At 72.1% G+C, this 16,109-nt stretch carries 12 protein-coding genes; all 12 read right to left on the reverse strand.

Annotated features, from left to right (window positions below):
* Nucleotides 1-3: 3 nt before the first annotated feature.
* Entirely contained in the window at nucleotides 4-1,452 is a 1,449-nt protein-coding gene (locus tag AQI88_RS25325) for an FHA domain-containing protein (protein WP_067003397.1), read from the reverse strand.
* A gap of 77 nt (nucleotides 1,453-1,529) precedes the next feature.
* Nucleotides 1,530-2,870: a vWA domain-containing protein gene (locus AQI88_RS25330; RefSeq protein ID WP_067003399.1), complete on the reverse strand. Its 1,341-nt coding sequence runs from the start codon at nucleotides 2,868-2,870 to the stop codon at nucleotides 1,530-1,532.
* A gap of 101 nt (nucleotides 2,871-2,971) precedes the next feature.
* Nucleotides 2,972-4,291 carry a PP2C family protein-serine/threonine phosphatase gene (locus AQI88_RS25335; RefSeq protein ID WP_067003401.1) on the reverse strand — a complete coding sequence of 440 codons (1,320 nt, stop codon included), beginning with the start codon at nucleotides 4,289-4,291 and terminating at the stop codon, nucleotides 2,972-2,974.
* Nucleotides 4,292-4,294: 3 nt separating this feature from the next.
* Nucleotides 4,295-6,766: a serine/threonine-protein kinase gene (locus tag AQI88_RS25340; protein WP_067003403.1), complete on the reverse strand. Its 2,472-nt coding sequence runs from the start codon at nucleotides 6,764-6,766 to the stop codon at nucleotides 4,295-4,297.
* Nucleotides 6,763-8,040: a coiled-coil domain-containing protein gene (locus AQI88_RS25345; protein ID WP_067003405.1), complete on the reverse strand. Its 1,278-nt coding sequence runs from the start codon at nucleotides 8,038-8,040 to the stop codon at nucleotides 6,763-6,765. The genes AQI88_RS25340 and AQI88_RS25345 overlap by 4 nt, the downstream gene beginning before the upstream one ends.
* Nucleotides 8,041-8,088: 48 nt before the next feature.
* Complete coding sequence (locus AQI88_RS25350; RefSeq protein ID WP_067003407.1) at nucleotides 8,089-9,120, reverse strand: glutamate ABC transporter substrate-binding protein; 1,032 nt, start codon at nucleotides 9,118-9,120, stop codon at nucleotides 8,089-8,091.
* Between the two features lie 14 nt (nucleotides 9,121-9,134).
* A complete protein-coding gene (locus tag AQI88_RS25355) occupies nucleotides 9,135-10,535 on the reverse strand; it encodes a hypothetical protein (RefSeq protein ID WP_208615900.1) in 1,401 nt (466 codons plus the stop codon).
* Between the two features lie 292 nt (nucleotides 10,536-10,827).
* Nucleotides 10,828-11,883, reverse strand: coding sequence for an RICIN domain-containing protein (locus AQI88_RS25360; protein ID WP_067003409.1), 1,056 nt, complete (start codon nucleotides 11,881-11,883; stop codon nucleotides 10,828-10,830).
* A gap of 145 nt (nucleotides 11,884-12,028) precedes the next feature.
* A complete protein-coding gene (locus AQI88_RS25365; RefSeq protein ID WP_067003411.1) occupies nucleotides 12,029-13,006 on the reverse strand; it encodes an N-acetylglucosamine kinase in 978 nt (325 codons plus the stop codon).
* Nucleotides 12,997-14,262 (reverse strand): 6-phospho-beta-glucosidase, encoded by a 1,266-nt coding sequence (locus AQI88_RS25370; protein WP_067003413.1) that lies wholly within the window; start codon nucleotides 14,260-14,262, stop codon nucleotides 12,997-12,999. The genes AQI88_RS25365 and AQI88_RS25370 overlap by 10 nt, the downstream gene beginning before the upstream one ends.
* Nucleotides 14,263-14,269: 7 nt before the next feature.
* Nucleotides 14,270-15,163 carry a carbohydrate ABC transporter permease gene (locus AQI88_RS25375; RefSeq protein ID WP_067003415.1) on the reverse strand — a complete coding sequence of 298 codons (894 nt, stop codon included), beginning with the start codon at nucleotides 15,161-15,163 and terminating at the stop codon, nucleotides 14,270-14,272.
* A 2-nt stretch (nucleotides 15,164-15,165) separates the two neighbouring features.
* Nucleotides 15,166-16,107: a carbohydrate ABC transporter permease gene (locus tag AQI88_RS25380; RefSeq protein WP_067003417.1), complete on the reverse strand. Its 942-nt coding sequence runs from the start codon at nucleotides 16,105-16,107 to the stop codon at nucleotides 15,166-15,168.
* Nucleotides 16,108-16,109 lie beyond the last annotated feature (2 nt).

Below are 16,109 nucleotides of genomic sequence, written 5' to 3' on the forward strand. Positions count from 1 at the left end.
CTGTCAGCCCCGGCGGATCGTGATCGTCGTCCAGGCGCCGACGTGCACCCGGTCGCCGTCCTGCAGCGGCACCGGCACGAACGGCTGGATCGGCTCGTCCGAGCCGTTGACCGTGGTGCCGTTCGTCGAGTTCTGGTCGACGACCGCCCAGCTGCCGTCCGGCTGCTGGACCAGCACCGCGTGCTGGTGCGAGACGCCCGGGTCCTCCGGCGGCACCGACAGGTCGATGTCGGGGGTGTCACCGGTGGAGTGCCGGCGGCGGCCGATGGTGAGCTGGTTGCCGGTGAGCGTGCGCTGCTGCTCGGGCGAGTACGCGGGGAGGTTGAGGCCCGCTGCCTCGGGTCCGGAGCGGTGCATCATCGCCATGAAGTAGTCGCGGTCCGGCCCGATGGTCGCCGTCCAGGTGGCCGGCTGCTGCGGGGCCGGCCGGAAGCCGGGTCCGGGCGGGGCCTGCGTGGCGCCGGGCTGCGGATAGCCGTAGCCACCGCCCTGGCCGCCACCGGGACCGCCAGGGCCGCCGCCGGGACCGGCGGACGACGGCGGGGAGATCACCCAGTCGTCGCCTCCGCCGCCGAACGACGGACCGCCGGCCTGGGGCCGGCCGGTCTCCCGCGGGAAGGCGGGCGGCGCGGGCGGGCCGGGCTGCTGGAAGGCCTGCGGGGCACCGACGGGACCGGCGGGCGGGGTCGGCCCGGGCGGTGGCGGAACCGGACGGGAGGGGTCGGCGCCGAAGCCGGAGGGGCCGGGCGCACTGGGACCGGAGGGCTCACGGCCGAAGGGCGGCGGACCGGACGGGCCACCAGGGCCGCCGGGGCTCTGCCCCTGGCCGCCACCGAAGCCGGACGGACCGTCGAAGCCGGACGGGCCACCAGGACCACCGGGGCCCTGCCCCTGCCCGCCGCCGAAGCCCGACGGAGGGCCGGGCGGACGCTGGCCGCCGCCGAAGGCGCCCGGGCCGGACGGGCCGCCCGAGGTGGGCGGCGGGCCGGACGGGCCGCGCTCGGCGGCGAACGGCGTCGGGCCCGACGGCTCGCTGCCGAAGGACGGGATCGGCTCGGCGGGCCGGTTCATCTGTGAGGGCCGCGAGCCGTGGTACTCGTACGAGTCACCGCCGCCGTACGTCGCGCTCGGCGGCTCGAAACGGGGCTGGGGCGGGCGCGGGGCGGCCGGGGTGTAGGACGTGGCGGTGTTGGTCAGGAAGTTCCACCGGCACTCCTCGCAGAACGGCGCGCCGCCCTCGCGGGGCGTGCGGCACTGCGGGCACAGCTCCGGCTCGGGCGCACCGGGCGCCTGCGGGCGGCCGCCGGGCTGGGCGCCCTGCGGCGGCGGGAAGCCGTAGCCACCGGCGGTCGGCGGCGGAGGGGGCGGAGGTACGGCACCGGCCATGCGGTGACCGCAGACCTCGCACCAGTCGTCGGAACCCGACTGGTGTCCGTTCGGGCAGGTCGGCATGTCGGCGCTTCCCCTTCTCCTGAGGGTCCTCCGGAGGTCCGGATCTCTTCCTGGATGTCCTGCGGTGTCTTACAGGGTCACTTCTTTACACGAACAGTCTTTGTGGACCGGGTCTCGAGGGTCATCTCATCGGCCTCCGCGACCTTCGTCTTCAACCGCACAGTACCTGTCGCGGCGTCGACCACGTCCACCACCTTCGCAAGCAGTTTCGCAGTATCCGCGTTCCCCGAGGCGCTGGCGAGCTGAACAGCACGCCCCAGTTTGGCCGTTGCGCCATCGAAATCGCCCGCTTTGCGAAGATCGATCCCTTGCTGGATGGCTTGTGCCAGTTCGGCCTGCCCGGTGTAGTGAGCGACTTGGGGGTTGATCGACGTCGAGGCGGTCATGTCGTCGGTCCACACGGCCCTCACCAGGCCCTGCGCGCCGAGGTTCTGTGCCGTTCCGTCCGGTTGTGGGACGACCAGCGACACCCGGGCGGCGAGCATTTCCTGGCCCAGACCGGCCGACGGCACCTCGACGCACAGGTGGTAGTCGCGGGACTCGTCCCCCCAGGACCCGGTCGGATAGTCCCCGGCCCGCGGCCCGGCCTCCGTCCGCCTACCGGTCAACTCCTCGACCGTGGGCGCCACTTGCTTGACGAACTTGATGGCCGTACCGACCGGTGTCCACACCCGCAGGGCGACGTCGGCGACCTCCTTGCCCATCGCCGTCTCCATCATCTGCGTGAAGTCGGCCGCCAGGCCCGCCGGGTCGGCGACGATGTCGGCCGTGCCGAGCAGTGCGGAGGCGATCCCTGTGACTTCTTTCACTTCCCAGTCGGTGCCCACGCCCCGCGCGTCACAGGTGAACCGCCCGGCACACGCGTCCAGCGCGGCCCGGAGGTCCTCCGGCGACTCGTGTTCGTTGCGCCCGTCGGTGAGCAGGATGCCGTGCCGGATGGCGACGTCCGCCGAGGACAGCAGCCGGTCGGCGAGCCGCAGCCAGGTGCCGATGGCCGTGCCGCCGCCCGCGCTGAGCCGGCGTAGCGCCTGCCTGGCCTGCTCACGGGTGGTGGCGTCGGCGACCGCGAGCCGCCCGCCGCCCGGGTAGACCTCCTTGGCGACATGCGTGCCGTCGATCACCGCGAAGTGCACGCCGTCGCGCAGGGTGTCGATCGCGGCGGCCGTGGCGTCGCGGGCGTTGCGCATCTTTGTCGGCGGGTAGTCCATGGAGCCCGAACAGTCGACCATGATCGCCACCGCGGCGGAGGGGCCGTGACCGGGCGCGTACCGGGCCGCGACGGCGCTGCCGATCGTGCCGCCGCCCGTCGCGGTCACGGTCACGATGGCGTTGACCTCGCGGCCGCCTTCCGGCAGGTACTCGTTCTGGTAGACGTCCACCGAGAACTGCGGCACGCTCGACTTCGCGAAATTGGCCATGGTCGTTCACATCCCCCTAGACACCCCGCTGACGCGAGGCGGTGCGTGTGGGCGGACCGGTCCCCTCCGGTCCGCCGGGACTTCCCCGTGGTGTTGCGGCCTCAGGCCGATCCTGCCCCCTGCGGCGGCGCCGGGAACGGCAGGACGGCCACTGTTACGTTGTCGTGGCCCCCGCCGTCCAGGGCGTGGCCGACCAGGACCCGGGCGCTGTGCAGCGGCCGGTCGGCCGCGTCCGCCGGGACGACCTCGGACATCTCCTCGGCCGTCTCGGCGTAGTTCCACAGGCCGTCGGTGCACACCACCACGACACCGGGCCGGTCCGGCTTGAAGGAAGCGGTGTGCGGCTCCAGTTCGTAGGCGTCCGCGCCGAGCCAGCCGGTGATCGCGTGGGCGCGCTCGTCCGCGTACGCCTCGGCCTCGCTCATCAGGCCGGCCGCGACCATCTGCGCGGCCCAGGAGTCGTCCTCGGTCAGCCGGGCCGGGGGCGCACTGCGGTCCACCGGCACCCAGTAGGCACGGCTGTCGCCGACCCAGCCCACCACCAGCAGCCCCGAGGTGACCACCGCACCCACGATGGTGCAGGCCGGGGCGTTGGTGTGCGGGGCGTGCTCGCGAGCCGAAGCGGGCTCCTCGGCCAGGGCGTTGACGGCCTGCGCGGCGGCGACGATCGCCTCGTGCATCGCCGTCTGCGGATGCGTGCCGCGCGGCAGGGCGGCCAGCAGGGTGTCACCGGCCGCCTGCGAGGCGGCCGACGAGGCCTCGTCGGGGCGGGTCGCCGAGGACACCCCGTCGCAGACGATCGCGACGGCGGCCGGCGATCCGTCGGGCAGCGCGGTGTGGCCGACGGCGAAGGCGTCCTCGTTGCGGTGGTGGCGCAGGCCGCGGTCGCTGACCGCGGCGATGGGGCCCGACTCCCGCTCCATGTGGTCGCTGTCGCGGGGCTGGGCGTGCCCGCAGTTCTCGCAGTAGCCGTCGCTGTCCACCCGGCCTGCCCGGCAGGCCACGCAGACCTTCGGGGGATCGGCCGGATCCTCCTCCGCTGTGGCGGGGGCGGCCGCGCGCGGGTCCGGTGCCTGCAACGGGTAGTCGTCGGGTTCTGCGGGCCGGTCGAAGCGCACACCCGGCGCGGCCGGCTCCTGCGGGTGCAGGGGCCCCCCGCCCGAGTCGGTGCCCGGCAGGTCCGTCGGCAGGTGCACCGCGGGCGGGGTATGGCCGGGGCCGCCCGGCTCGGGCGCGGGCCAGTCCACGCCGTCCCCGGGCGCGGGGGAGCCGGTCATGGTGAGCGTCGGATGGTCCTGCGGCGGGGCGGGCACGACGGAGAGGTCGTATCCGCACGCGCCGCAGAAGAGGTCACCCGACTCGAGCGGCTCCGCGCAGCTCGGGCACTTCGACAGTGCGGTCTGCTGGGGCATCTGCGACATCAACTACACCCACGTCCGGGGGCGGTAACGGTTGGCCCGTTCCACCAGTTCGATCCTCTCCTCGCCGCTGGGCGCCAGCCGGGCCAGCGTGCGGTACGCGCGCTCCAGGCCGAAGCGGAGCCCCCGCTCGTCCAGACCGCTGCCCAGCAGCACCCGTCCGGCGGCGGCGGGCCGTTCGCTGCCCTGGCCTCCGGAGAGTATCCAGTCCAGGGCGCAGCCGAGCACTTCCGCCGACAACTGCTCGCGCCGGGCCGGGTCCAGACCGTACGTCTGCAGCGCCTCGACCTGGCCTGCGGCGGCGGTCAGGTCGTCCGGGAACGCCACGTCGGCGGCGGTCGCCGTGCGCTGTCTGAGCCGGGCCCGCACGGCGGCGACCCGGGCGGCCGTGTAGTGGATGGAGGACTCCGGCACCGACTCCAGCGTGCGGACGGCGGCCCGCCGGTCCCCGGCCGCGAGCTGCACCCGGGCAAGACCGAAGGCGGCACTCACGAAACTAGGGTCGGTCGCCCACACCAGACGGTAGTACTCGGCCGCGTTGTCCAGCTGGCCCAGCACCTCCGCGCACAGGCCGAGCGCCAGCTTGGGCGCGGCCTCGCCCGGGAAGGCGTCGTAGATCGCGTCGAAGGAGAGCGCCGCCCCCTCGAAGTCGCCGGTGACCAGGGCGGCCACGCCCCGGTACCACACCACCCGCCAGTCGTCGGGCCGTTCCTCGTCCAGCTTGGTCAGAGCCATCAGCGCGGCCTGGTGATCGCCGCTCTCCAGCCGGGCGCGGATCTGCCGCAGCCGGGTCTCGACGGTCCGTACGGGCGCCGCGTCCAGCGCGCTGATCAGTTCGGCCGGCGCGGATGCCATCAGCCCCGCGAGGAAACCCGCGTTGGGGTCGCTGGGATCGACCAGCGGGACGGGCAGGGCGAGGGCGGCGGCCGGACTGTCGACGGGCTTGACGAGGGACGCCGGAGCAAGCGCGGGTGCGGCGGCCGTGCCGCTGCGTACCGGCCGCGCCCCCAGCAGTGACACGTCCCCGTCCAGCCTCGGGAACAACTCGGCGTCGGTGACCTTCACTTCGGGCCCGAGCAACGTCGACATTGCGGGCCGTGCCTGTCCGGTCTGCAGCGAGACGACCTCCCGGAGCACCCCGGTCAGCTGCTCGGACATCTCCTGCGCGGAGGCGAACCGGCGGGCCGGGTCGGGGTCGGTGGCGCGGACCAGGAGCCGGTAGAAGGACTCGTACCGGCTGAAGACCTCGATGTTGTCCGGGTCGGGCAGGGAGTCCACGAAGACGTTCGTGTAGCCCTGGAAGTCGAAGGTGAGCACCGCGAGGGTGCGGCCCACCGTGTACAGGTCGCTCGCCACCGACGGGCCGACCTCCGCGACCTCCGGCGCCTGGTAGCCCACCGTGCCGTAGATCGCCGACTCGTCGTCGTCCATGCGGCGCACCGCGCCCATGTCGATCAGCTTGAGCTGGTCCTCGGTCTGGATGGCGTTGTCGACCTTGAAGTCGCAGTACAGCAGGTTGCGGCTGTGCAGATGGCCGAGCGCCTCGAGAGCCTCGATGCCATAAGCACACGCCTGCTCCACCGGCAGCGGGTCGCGGCGGCCGTCCGGGGTGCGGCGGGCGTTGGCGATCTCCTTGAGCGACTTGCCGCCGACGTACTCCATGACGATGTAGCCGTCGAGGGAGCCGGTGCGCTGGTCGAGGTGCTCCACGAAGTTGTAGATCCGCACGATGTTGGCGTGCTCGATCTCCGCGAGGAACCGCCGCTCGGAGATCGCCGCCGCCATGGCGTCCTGGTCGCCGGTGTCCAGCAGGCCCTTGAGCACCACCCACCGGTCGGACACGGCCCGGTCCACGGCGAGGTAGACCCAGCCCAGGCCGCCGTGCGCGAGGCAGCCCGCGACCTCGTACTGGCCGTGCACGATGTCCCCGGCCTTCAGCTTCGGCACGAAGGAGTACGGGTGTCCGCACTTGGTGCAGAACCCCTCCGTGCGCCCCGGGCGCTCCCCCCGGGCCCGCCCGACCGGCGCCCCGCAGTCCGACCGCGAGCAGAACCGCTTCCGCTCGGGCACCTCCGGGTTCTCCAGCACCATCGCGCGCGGGTCGGGCCGTGGCACCTGCGGCACCGAGACCAGCCCGGCGCCCAGCCGTCCCCGGGTCGACGTACCGGAGGAAGAACCGGAGCTGCGCACCGACACCGAGCGGCCGGTGGACCTGCCCGACACGGAGCGGGACAGCCGCCCCGAGACCGAGCGCCGCGACCTGGCCGACTGGGAGGACGTACGCGAGCTGGGGGAACTGCCGCTGCTCGCCGAACCCTTGCCGCCACCGGTGATCCCCGTGGGCGGCGAGCCGACCATGCCGCTCGCCGAGACGACGGGCGCGAGGCCGCAGGTGTCGCAGTACAGCTCACCGCCGCCGACGTCCTCGTACATCCCCTCGCAGCCCGGCCGCTGGCACGCCTGCTGTGCCTGACTCATGACGACTCACTCCTACGGTCCTGAGGTCCGCCGTACGGTGCGCCGAGCTGTTCGGCCGCCGCGTGCTGGTAGCGCAGCACGGCCTGTTCGGCGACCCGCAGGTCGCAGGGCGCGCTCCACAGCATGCGCCGGGCCGCGTCGTACCGCTCGACCAGCAGCGGGTCCTCGGCCAGCCCGTGCCGGGCGACCTTCGCCTTGTACGCGTCGAGCCGGCCGCGCAGCTCGGCGCGGACCGCGAGCGGCGCGGTGACCGCCGTCAACGACTCGCGGGCACGCAGCAGTTCGTCCTCCGCCTTCTGCTCCAGCGACTCCAGGAGCGGGGAGAGCCGGTGCCACTGCGCCTGACGCCGGTACTCGGCCGCCATCGCCAGCTGCTCCTGCAGAACGGTCGGCGGGCCGCTGACCACCGGCACCTCCGTCGCCGCGATCTTCGCCAGCACTTCCCCGCGCGCGGTGCGCGCCTCGGCGAGGGTGCGGTCGGCGCGGGAGAGCACGTCCCGCAGCCGGATCAGCCGTGCCTCCGCGTCCTGCCGGACCGTCAGCACGGCGTCGATCTCCCGCCGTACGTCCTCCAGGGCGCGCGCCTCACGGTCGTACACCGTGGTGTCCGGCCGGCCGCCGCCGGGCGCTGAACTGCCCTCGGCCGGCACCCAGAAGGCGAGCGGGTCCGAGACCACGTCCTCGCGCAGCCTGGTCAGGGTGCGCGTGATGCGCTCCAGGTCGTCGCCCGCCGGGTGCTCGCCGGGGCGAACGCCGACGGAGTGCGCGAGCGTGCGGGTGCGCTGGAGCTCCGCGGCGAGTAAATCGATCCGCGCGGGCAGCGCCGACCAGACCGCGTCGGCGGCGACGACCATGTCCAGCGAGGACGCGTACAGCTCGTTCATCCGGTCGACCAGGGTGCCGAGCGAGAACTGCTCACTGAGCTTCCCGTTGCCCGGGACCGTCACGGTGTCGCCGCGCAGCAGCCCGGTCAGCTCCATCAGGTCCTCGCGGCTGGACCAGCGGCGCCGGGCGCGGATCTCCCGGGCGGAGCGCAGCGTGGCCGTGTAGGCGTCGAAGTACGCCCACAGCAGGGTGATCGACGCCTCGGCCGCCGCCCAGCGTTCCTTGGTGACGCCGGTCAGGTCGGCGCCTTCGAGGAGTCTGCGGCCCGCGTGGTCCTGGAGGGCGAGCAGCGAGGTCTCGATCGCCTCGTGCTCCTGGCCGAGCCGCGCCAGCGCACGGTCCACCTCGTCCCGGTCCATCACCGGCCCGGCGGGGTCCGTGACGCCCATCGATCACCTCTCGCTGCTGTGTGGTTGGCCTGGGTCGTAGGGAGGGGGTCAGCTCGTGCGCAAGTACTGCGGCGCGGGCGGCTTGGACGGTCCCGAGTCCTTTCCCAGTGTGGCCGACAGCCATGTGTCGTACGACGCCTGCCAGCCGCTCGCGCGGTAGTCCACCAGGACGCGGTTGACCCGGCGTACCAGATCGGTGGCGTCCTTCTTCATCGCCACGCCGTAGTACTCGGTGGTGAACGCCTTGCCCTTCAGTTCGACCGTCGGGTCCTGGGCGGCCTGGCTCGCGGCGAGCGCGCCGTCGGTGACCACCGCGTCGACCTCGCCGAGCTGGAGCCTGACCAGGCAGTCGAGCTGGTTGGGGACGGTGGTGGAGATGTCGGCCGAGGCGGGCAGGCTGCCCTTGTCCCGGTCCGCCTTCAGCTTGCTGTAGGCGGTGGAACCGGAGGCCGTGCATATCTTCTTGTGCGCGAGGGTGTCGTCGTAGCCGGTGACGGACGACGACTTGGGCGCGAGCACCTGCTGCCCGGTCTTGAAGTAGGGGGCGGAGAAGGCGACATCGGCGAGCCGCTTGCAGGTGATGGTCATCGTCCGCACGACCATGTCGACCCGGCCGTCCTGGATCGCGGAGATGCGCTGGCTGGTCGGAATGGCCTTGAACTGCACCGCGTCCGGGTCACCGAGGATGTCCTGGGCGATGCGGTGGACGAGGTCGATGTCGAAGCCCTCCAGCTCCGCGCCCTCGGTGTTCGGGTTGCGGTAGCCCCAGTGGTAGCTGTTCTGGTCGACGCCGACGACGAGCTTGCGCTTGGCGCCCGTACGGGCCTTGACGGCGTCGATCGTGGGCCCGTCGGCGCCGGACGGCGACAGCGTCTGGTTCTGCGCCTGGGAGTCCTCGCAGGAGTCGGCCCGCGCCTGGCCGGCGTCGGCCACTCCCGGCCCCGAGGTGCTCCCGCCCTGGTGGGCGGCCTGGGTGCGCGGCAGCAGCAGGACGAACGCCAGCGCGAGGGCGCACACCACCGCCATCGCGCCGACCCCGCCCCAGCCTCGCAGGGAGGCCCGTGCACGTGCTGCGTACATCGTCCTGCCCCCTGTCACCGGTACTCCGAAAGCCTGCGCCCGATGCCGGCGACCGCGCCCGTGGCGCCGAGCACCGCCAGTACGGCGGCGCCGACGGGCAGACCCGTCATCGCGTCCCGCCCGCTGCCTGCGGCCTGCTTGAACTCGGCCTGCTCGTGGTCGATGGCCCGGTGCAGATTGTCGTCGACGCTGTCGAAGCACTCGCCGGTCGCACCCTTGGCACCGATCACCTTGTCCAGCGCCTGCTGGTAGTTGCCGTTCTCGTCCTCGGCCCGGGCCGAGGCGTGCCGCTGCTTCCACACCGCCATGTTGCCCTCGGCCGCCTTGACCGGCTTGGTGCCGGCCTGGTCGTCGGCGAGCTTCTCCGCCTGGGCCAGGCCCTTGCCGAGCACGGCCATGTCCTTGTCGAAGTCGTAGTAGTACGCGTCGTACTGCTGTCCGCCGACCGTGACGGTCTCGGCGCCGCGTGCCACCAGGCTGAGGTTCTCGTTGCCGCGGGCCTTCAGGGAGGCGATCCGGGCGTCGTGCAGGTAGTTCAGCGAACGGATCCCGTGGTCGTAGGAGCCGTTGAGGCCCGAGCGCGCGACGGCGTGCCCGACGACCAGCCAGAGCAGGACCACCGTGGTGGCGGCGGTGGCGGCGACCAGGCCGTGGTTGAGGACGCGGTTGGTGCGCCGGTAGGTGCGGTGCTGGGCCCAGCCGAGCGCGGCCAGGGCGAGCACGCCGAGCGCCATGGCCGCCCAGGGATACGGCGTCGCATCCCCGTAGTCGGCGTCCAGCCGCTGGTTCTCCTTCGTGTAGAGATCCTCCGCCGCCGGGAGCATCTCCTTCTGCATCTTCTCGTTCGCGTACCGCAGATAGGCGCCGCCGACCGGATACCCCTGCCGGTTGTAGGTCCGGGCGCGCTCGATCAGTCCCTTGTACTCGGGCAGCAGCCGGTTCAGCTTGGCGATCGTCGCCTCGGAGGGGGAGCCGGGAGTGGCGTTGGCGGCGGCCGTGACGAGCCCCGAGGCGGCCGTCCGGATGTCCTTCTCGTACCGGGTGCGGGAGCCCGCGCTCTCCTGGCCGCCGGCCAGGAAGCCGCTGGAGGCGGCCGTGTTGGCGTCCGCCAGCGAACGGTAGATGTCGGCGGCGCCCGAGCTGAGCGGCTGGCTGCTGTGCAGCACGTCGTCGGCGGCGGCGGCCCGCTCGGAGGTCTGCCAGGCGGTGACCGCCCCGAACGCGACGACGAGCAGGGCGAGGACGGCCCCGATGATCCGCAGCCGCCCCGGCTCGGTGGTCGCGGCGGCACGCAGCCGCTCGGCCCCCTCGGCGAAGGCGGTACGGCGGGCGGGCGGCGCGGGTGAGGCGGGGGAGACGAGGGAGGCGGCCGGAGGGACCGGCGGCCGGCCGGGCTGAGGAGGGACTGCGGGCATGGCGGGGCCGACCGGTGGTGCCGAGCTGCTCTTCGGCGGGTGTGTCACTTGACCTCCCCCATGGTCATCCGTTCGCCGCCAAGTATCGCTGCCCGGACTGACATCCGCACCGGCCTTCACTCGATCTTGATCGGATCGCAGCGCAACCTACGGCGCGGGGGGCGTGACGCACCACCCCCTGGTGATGAACACGCCGGTTGCGGATGATCGGTTCCCCGGGGCGGTACCCGCGGCGGCCGGGGCACGTATGGTGCCCCGGCCCCCGCGGACTACGCGGCCCCGTGCCGGATCTTCACCGGCTGCTCTCGCAGTTGGTGAAGGTGGCGCTGGTCTGGGCGAGGTAGATGCTGGCGCCGCCCTGGTCGTCGGTCCTGAGCGGGACGGTCAGGGTGTCCTCGGCGGTCCAGGCGAAGCCGTTCGTGTCGAAGGTCCACGTGCCGGTGACCTTCGTCGCCAGCTCCGACAGGGCCACCCAGCCGTACTGCTGGGAAGGCACCGTGATGGTGAGGCTGTTGCCGAGGTCCTCGACCAGGTTCTGCGAGACGTTGCCGGTGATCTGCTGGCTGACCTGGGCGGTCACCGGTGACGCGCCGCCGGCGCCGATCGAGGCGCCGAACGTGAAGCCGAGCGTGGAGGACCAGCCGGTGTGCTTGTTCATGGTGAACGTCCACGGCACCGGCGCCGTGGTGCCGTTGAACCAGACCGGCGAGACGCACTTCTTCGGCAGGGGCGCCGAGGGCGCCTGGGACCGGGTGCGCCACGAGCAGGAGGAGGTGTCCTTGACGCAGCGCGCTCCGGCGTAGTCGACGGCCGAGGCGAACGCGGCGTCCCGCGCGGTGTCGGGCAGGCGCCACTGCTGGGCCTTGCTGCCGTTGCAGTCGTAGGTGTCGGTCCACGCGTCGTCGTACTGGGCGTCGTACCACACGTCCAGGCACTTGTTGTCCCGCGTGTTGCGGATCATGAAGGCGCCGGTGCCTCCGGTGACGGGCTGGAAGTACCACCGCTCCGTGGCGCGGCCGTCACAGGACTGCTGTCTGAGCGGCAGGCCGGCGTCCGTGCACTTCCCCGTGGCGTTGTTGACGAGGGTGAAGGAGCCGTCGCTGCCACTGAGGTTCGCGCTCCACTGCTGGTGGTGGCCGGGCGCGCTGTTGGTGACGAGGAAGACGCCGTCGCCGGTGTTGCCGTTCTGCACGTCGAGGTTGCGGTTGTTGCTCAACGAGGTGAGGGTCAGGTCCTTCAGACCGGACGGGTCGGCACTCGCCCTCGTCCCGGCGCTCGCGGGGCTTGCTGCGAATCCTGCGAGCGCCGCGACTGCGGCGAGACCGGCGGCGGCTATGCGTCGGAACACGGGTGTCCTTCCCTGGAGGTCGACTTGGTGCAGACCTGCGTGAAGCTAACGGCCCTGCTGCCGGACCTCCACGGACTCCCGGCGACCTTCCGAATAAACCCGCCTTTTCGAGACAGCTGCCGCATGTGGCCGTACGACCACTTGCTCAGGGCCTGTGTTCCCAGTAGGCCCGCGCCCGCTCCTGCGCCTCCACCCCCGCCCCCAGCCGGTCGAGGCCCAGCAGCGCCGCCCCGAGCACCGGGCCCGCCGACACCACCCGGACGTCCGCCTTCGGGGCGCGCGATGCCAGCAGATCGCGGATGCCGTCGTCCAGTTGGGGATGCCCGGCGGTCAGGACGCTGCCGCCCAGCAGGACCGGGGTCTCCTCGGCGAGGAGGTCAAGGCGGGTCAGCGCCACCGTGGCCATGGTCGTCACCTCCTGAGCGAGCCGGTCCACCACCGAACGCGCCACGGCGTCCCCCTGTGCGGCCGTCTCGAAAAGGACCGGAGTCAGTTCGTGCCGGCGGCCGTGCTCCACATGCTCCAGGTGCAGCGCCTCGATCAGCGCGTACATGGACGGCAGGCCGAAGTGGGCGGGCAGGGTGCGGGCCAGGGCCGTCGGCTCGCCGCGGCCGTCCTCCGCGCGGGCCGCGTGCCACAGCGCCTCCTCGGCCAGGGCCCAGCCCCCGCCCCAGTCGCCGGAGATACGGCCGATCGCGGGGAAGCGGGCGGTACGGCCGTCGGGGCGCATGCCGACGCAGTTGATGCCGGCACCGCAGACCACGGCGACGCCCCGGGGCTCGGCCACGCCTGCGCGCAGGATCGCGAAGGTGTCGTTGCGTACCTCCACCGACGCGCCCCACGCGCGCGCGTGCAGCGCGGCCGCCAACTGCTCCTCCTCCACCGGCAGATCGGCGTTGGCCAGACAGGCCGACACCTGCGAGGCGGAGCTCACGCCCGCGTCCGCGAACGCCCGCGCCACCGGGACGGCGAGGGCGTCCACGGCTGCCGCGACCCCCACCGCGGGCGGGCGGAAGCCGCCGCCGCGGGCCGTGGCCAGCACCTCTCCGGCAGCGGTGACCACGGCCACGTCGGTCTTGCTGTTGCCGGCGTCGATGGCAAGAACGGTCGGGTTCAGGCCCACGCGAGGTGCTCCCGGTTGTGCGCGATCAGTCGGTCGGTGAGGGTGTCGGCGTACTCGTACTGGCCGATGAGGGGATGGGCGAGGAGGGCTCGCAGGACCCGGTCCCGGCCGCCGCGCAGGGCCGCCTCCAGGGCCAGGTCCTCGTAGGCCGTCACGTTCGCCACCAGGCCCGCGTAGAGCGGGTCGAGGTCCGGCACCGGCAGCGGCACGGGCCCCCTCGGGCCCACCGCCGCCTGTACCTCGATCACCGCGTCGTCCGGCAGGAAGGGCAGCGTGCCCTTGTTGAGCGTGTTCACCACCTGGTAGGGGCTGCCGGCTCCGCGCAGCAGGGCAGCCGCCAGGTCCACCGCCGCCTCCGAGTAGAAGGCGCCGCCCCGCTCGGCGAGCAGCGGCGGCTTCTCGTCCAGGGACGGATCGCCGTACATCGCCAGCAGCTGGCGTTCCATGGCCGCGACCGTTGCCGCCCGGGAGGGTTTGCTGCGCAGGTCCCGTACGACCTCGTCGTGGGCGTAGTAGTAGCGCAGGTAGTAGGAGGGGATCACGCCGAGGCGGTCCAGGAGGGGGCGTGGCAGGCGCAGGTCGTCGGCGATGGTGTCGCCGTGCTCGGCCAGGAGCCCGGGAAGCACGTCGGCGCCCTCGGGGCCGCCGAGGCGTACCCCCGTCTCCCAGGTGAGGTGGTTCAGGCCTACGTGGTCCAGGTGGACGTCCTTCGGGTCGGTGCCCAGCAGCGCCGCGAACCTGCGCTGGAAGCCGATCGCCACGTTGCACAGGCCCACCGCCCGGTGGCCCGCCTGGAGCAGGGCGCGGGTGACGATGCCGACCGGGTTGGTGAAGTCGATGATCCAGGCACCGGGGTTGGTGCGGCGGACCCGTTCGGCGATGTCGAGGACGACGGGGACCGTGCGCAGCGCCTTGGCCAGGCCGCCCGCGCCGGTCGTCTCCTGGCCGATGCAGCCGCACTCCAGCGGCCAGGTCTCGTCCTGTTCGCGGGCCGCCTGCCCGCCGACGCGCAGTTGGAGCAGTACGGCGTCGGCGCCGTCGACTCCCGCGTCCAGGTCGGAGGTGGTGACGATCCGGCCGCGATGCGCCTGCCTGGCGAAGATACGGCGGGCCAGGCCGCCCACCAGTTCCAGGCGTTCGGCCGCCGGGTCCACGAGCACCAGTTCCTCGATGGGCAGGGTGTCCCTGAGGCGTGCGAAGCCGTCGATGAGTTCGGGGGTGTAGGTCGAGCCTCCGCCGACCACGGTGAGTTTCATATACGGATCAACCCTTCACTCCGGTGAGCGTGACGCCTTCCACGAACGTCTTCTGGGCGAAGAAGAACACGAGGATCACGGGGGCCATGACCAGCACGGTCGCGGCCATGGTGAGGTTCCAGTCGGTGTGGTGGGCGCCCTTGAAGGACTCCAGGCCGTACGACAGCGTCCAGGCGCCCGGGTTCTCGGACGTGTAGATCTGCGGGCCGAAGTAGTCGTTCCAGGCGTAGAAGAACTGGAAGAGCGCCACGGCGGCGATACCCGGTTTCGCCATCGGCAGGACGACCCGCAGCAGGGTCCTGAGGTCACCGCAGCCGTCCACCTTCGCCGCGTCCACGTACTCGTTCGGGATCGTCATCAGGAACTGGCGCAGCAGGAAGACGGAGAACGCGTCCCCGAACGCCATCGGGATGATCAGCGGCCACAGCGTGCCCGACAGGTCCAGCTGCTTCGCCCAGAACAGGTACATCGGGATGATGACCACCTGTGGGGGCAGCATCATCATCGAGATCACCAGCATGAGTGACAGGTTGCGGCCCCGGAAGCGGAACTTCGCCAGCGCGTACGCCACCGGGACCGAGGACGCCACGGTCAGTACGGTGCCGAGACCGGCGTAGACCAGCGTGTTCTTCCACCAGGTCAAAAAGCCGGGGGTGTCGAGCACGCTCTTGTAGTTGCCCCACTCCCAGGTGTGCGGGATCAGGTCCCGGCTGAGGGCCTGCGAGTCGCTCATCAGCGAGGTCAGGAACACGAAGACGAAGGGGAGCGTGAAGAAGAGGGCGGCCGCGACGCCGAGGGAGTGGACCGCGATCCATTCGAACAGCGCCCTGCGGCGGGCGGTCCGCTCGGCACCCGACACCGCCGGTGCCGGCTTCACCGGCTTGTCCAGCACTTGGGTCATGGTCAGTCACCTGCCTGGATGAGACCGCCCCGGCGCCGCATCAGGAACGCGGTGAACACCATCGACAGGGCGAAGAGCACGAGGGCGACGACACACGCGGAGCCGTAGTCGAAGCGCTGGAAGCCGAGGTTGTAGACGAGCTGCGGGAGGGTGAGCGTGGACTTGTCCGGATAGCCGGGCTCGAACTGGGTGCCCGCGCCCTGGATCACCCCCGAGGCGACCTTCCCCGCGATCAGTGGCTGCGTGTAGTACTGCATCGTCTGGATCACGCCGGTGACGACGGCGAACATCACGATCGGCGAGATGTTCGGGAGGGTGACGTAGCGGAACCGCTGCCACGCCGACGCCCCGTCCAGCTCGGCCGCCTCGTACTGCTCCGCCGGTACGTCGAGCAGCGCGGCCATGAAGATCACCATCAGGTCGCCGATGCCCCACAGCGCCAGCAGGGTCAGGGCGGGCTTGGACCAGGCGGGGTCGTTGAACCAGCCCGGCGCCGGGATGCCGGCCTTCTCCAGGATCGAGTTGACCGGGCCCGTACCGGGGTTGAGGAGGAAGGCGAAGGCCATGGTCGCCGCGACCGGCGGGGCGAGGTAGGGCAGGTAGAAGAGGGTGCGGAAGACACCCGTGCCCGTCTTGATCTTCGTGATGAGCAGGCCGACGCCGAGTCCGAAGACGACCCGGAGCGTCACCATGACGACGACCAGCCACAGGGTGTTGCGCAGGGCGGGCCAGAAGAGCGGGTAGTGCTCGAAGACGTACGTCCAGTTCTTCGTGCCGCTCCACGTCGGCGGCCGGAAGCCGTCGTAGTGCATGAACGAGAAGTAGACCGTCGAGATCAGCGGGTACGCGAAGAAGACCGCGAAGCCGATCAGCCAGGGCGACATGAAGGCGGCCGTACGAAGCGCAGCCCTGCGGCGCTTCGAGGCGAGCGTGATCGTGCTCATGG

Source organism: Streptomyces cellostaticus (assembly GCF_001513965.1).
Lineage (GTDB): Bacteria > Actinomycetota > Actinomycetes > Streptomycetales > Streptomycetaceae > Streptomyces > Streptomyces cellostaticus.

Bases quoted from the DNA above. Each gene is read 5' to 3' on its own strand.
- AQI88_RS25370 (WP_067003413.1), bottom strand. From the start codon at position 14,262: ATGAAACTCACCGTGGTCGGCGGAGGCTCGACCTACACCCCCGAACTC.
- AQI88_RS25330 (WP_067003399.1), bottom strand. From the start codon at position 2,870: ATGGCCAATTTCGCGAAGTCGAGCGTGCCGCAGTTCTCGGTGGACGTC.
- AQI88_RS25325 (WP_067003397.1), bottom strand. From the start codon at position 1,452: ATGCCGACCTGCCCGAACGGACACCAGTCGGGTTCCGACGACTGGTGC.
- AQI88_RS25350 (WP_067003407.1), bottom strand. From the start codon at position 9,120: ATGTACGCAGCACGTGCACGGGCCTCCCTGCGAGGCTGGGGCGGGGTC.
- AQI88_RS25375 (WP_067003415.1), bottom strand. From the start codon at position 15,163: ATGACCCAAGTGCTGGACAAGCCGGTGAAGCCGGCACCGGCGGTGTCG.
- AQI88_RS25355 (WP_208615900.1), bottom strand. From the start codon at position 10,535: ATGCCCGCAGTCCCTCCTCAGCCCGGCCGGCCGCCGGTCCCTCCGGCC.
- AQI88_RS25345 (WP_067003405.1), bottom strand. From the start codon at position 8,040: ATGGGCGTCACGGACCCCGCCGGGCCGGTGATGGACCGGGACGAGGTG.
- AQI88_RS25335 (WP_067003401.1), bottom strand. From the start codon at position 4,291: ATGTCGCAGATGCCCCAGCAGACCGCACTGTCGAAGTGCCCGAGCTGC.
- AQI88_RS25380 (WP_067003417.1), bottom strand. From the start codon at position 16,107: ATGAGCACGATCACGCTCGCCTCGAAGCGCCGCAGGGCTGCGCTTCGT.
- AQI88_RS25340 (WP_067003403.1), bottom strand. From the start codon at position 6,766: ATGAGTCAGGCACAGCAGGCGTGCCAGCGGCCGGGCTGCGAGGGGATG.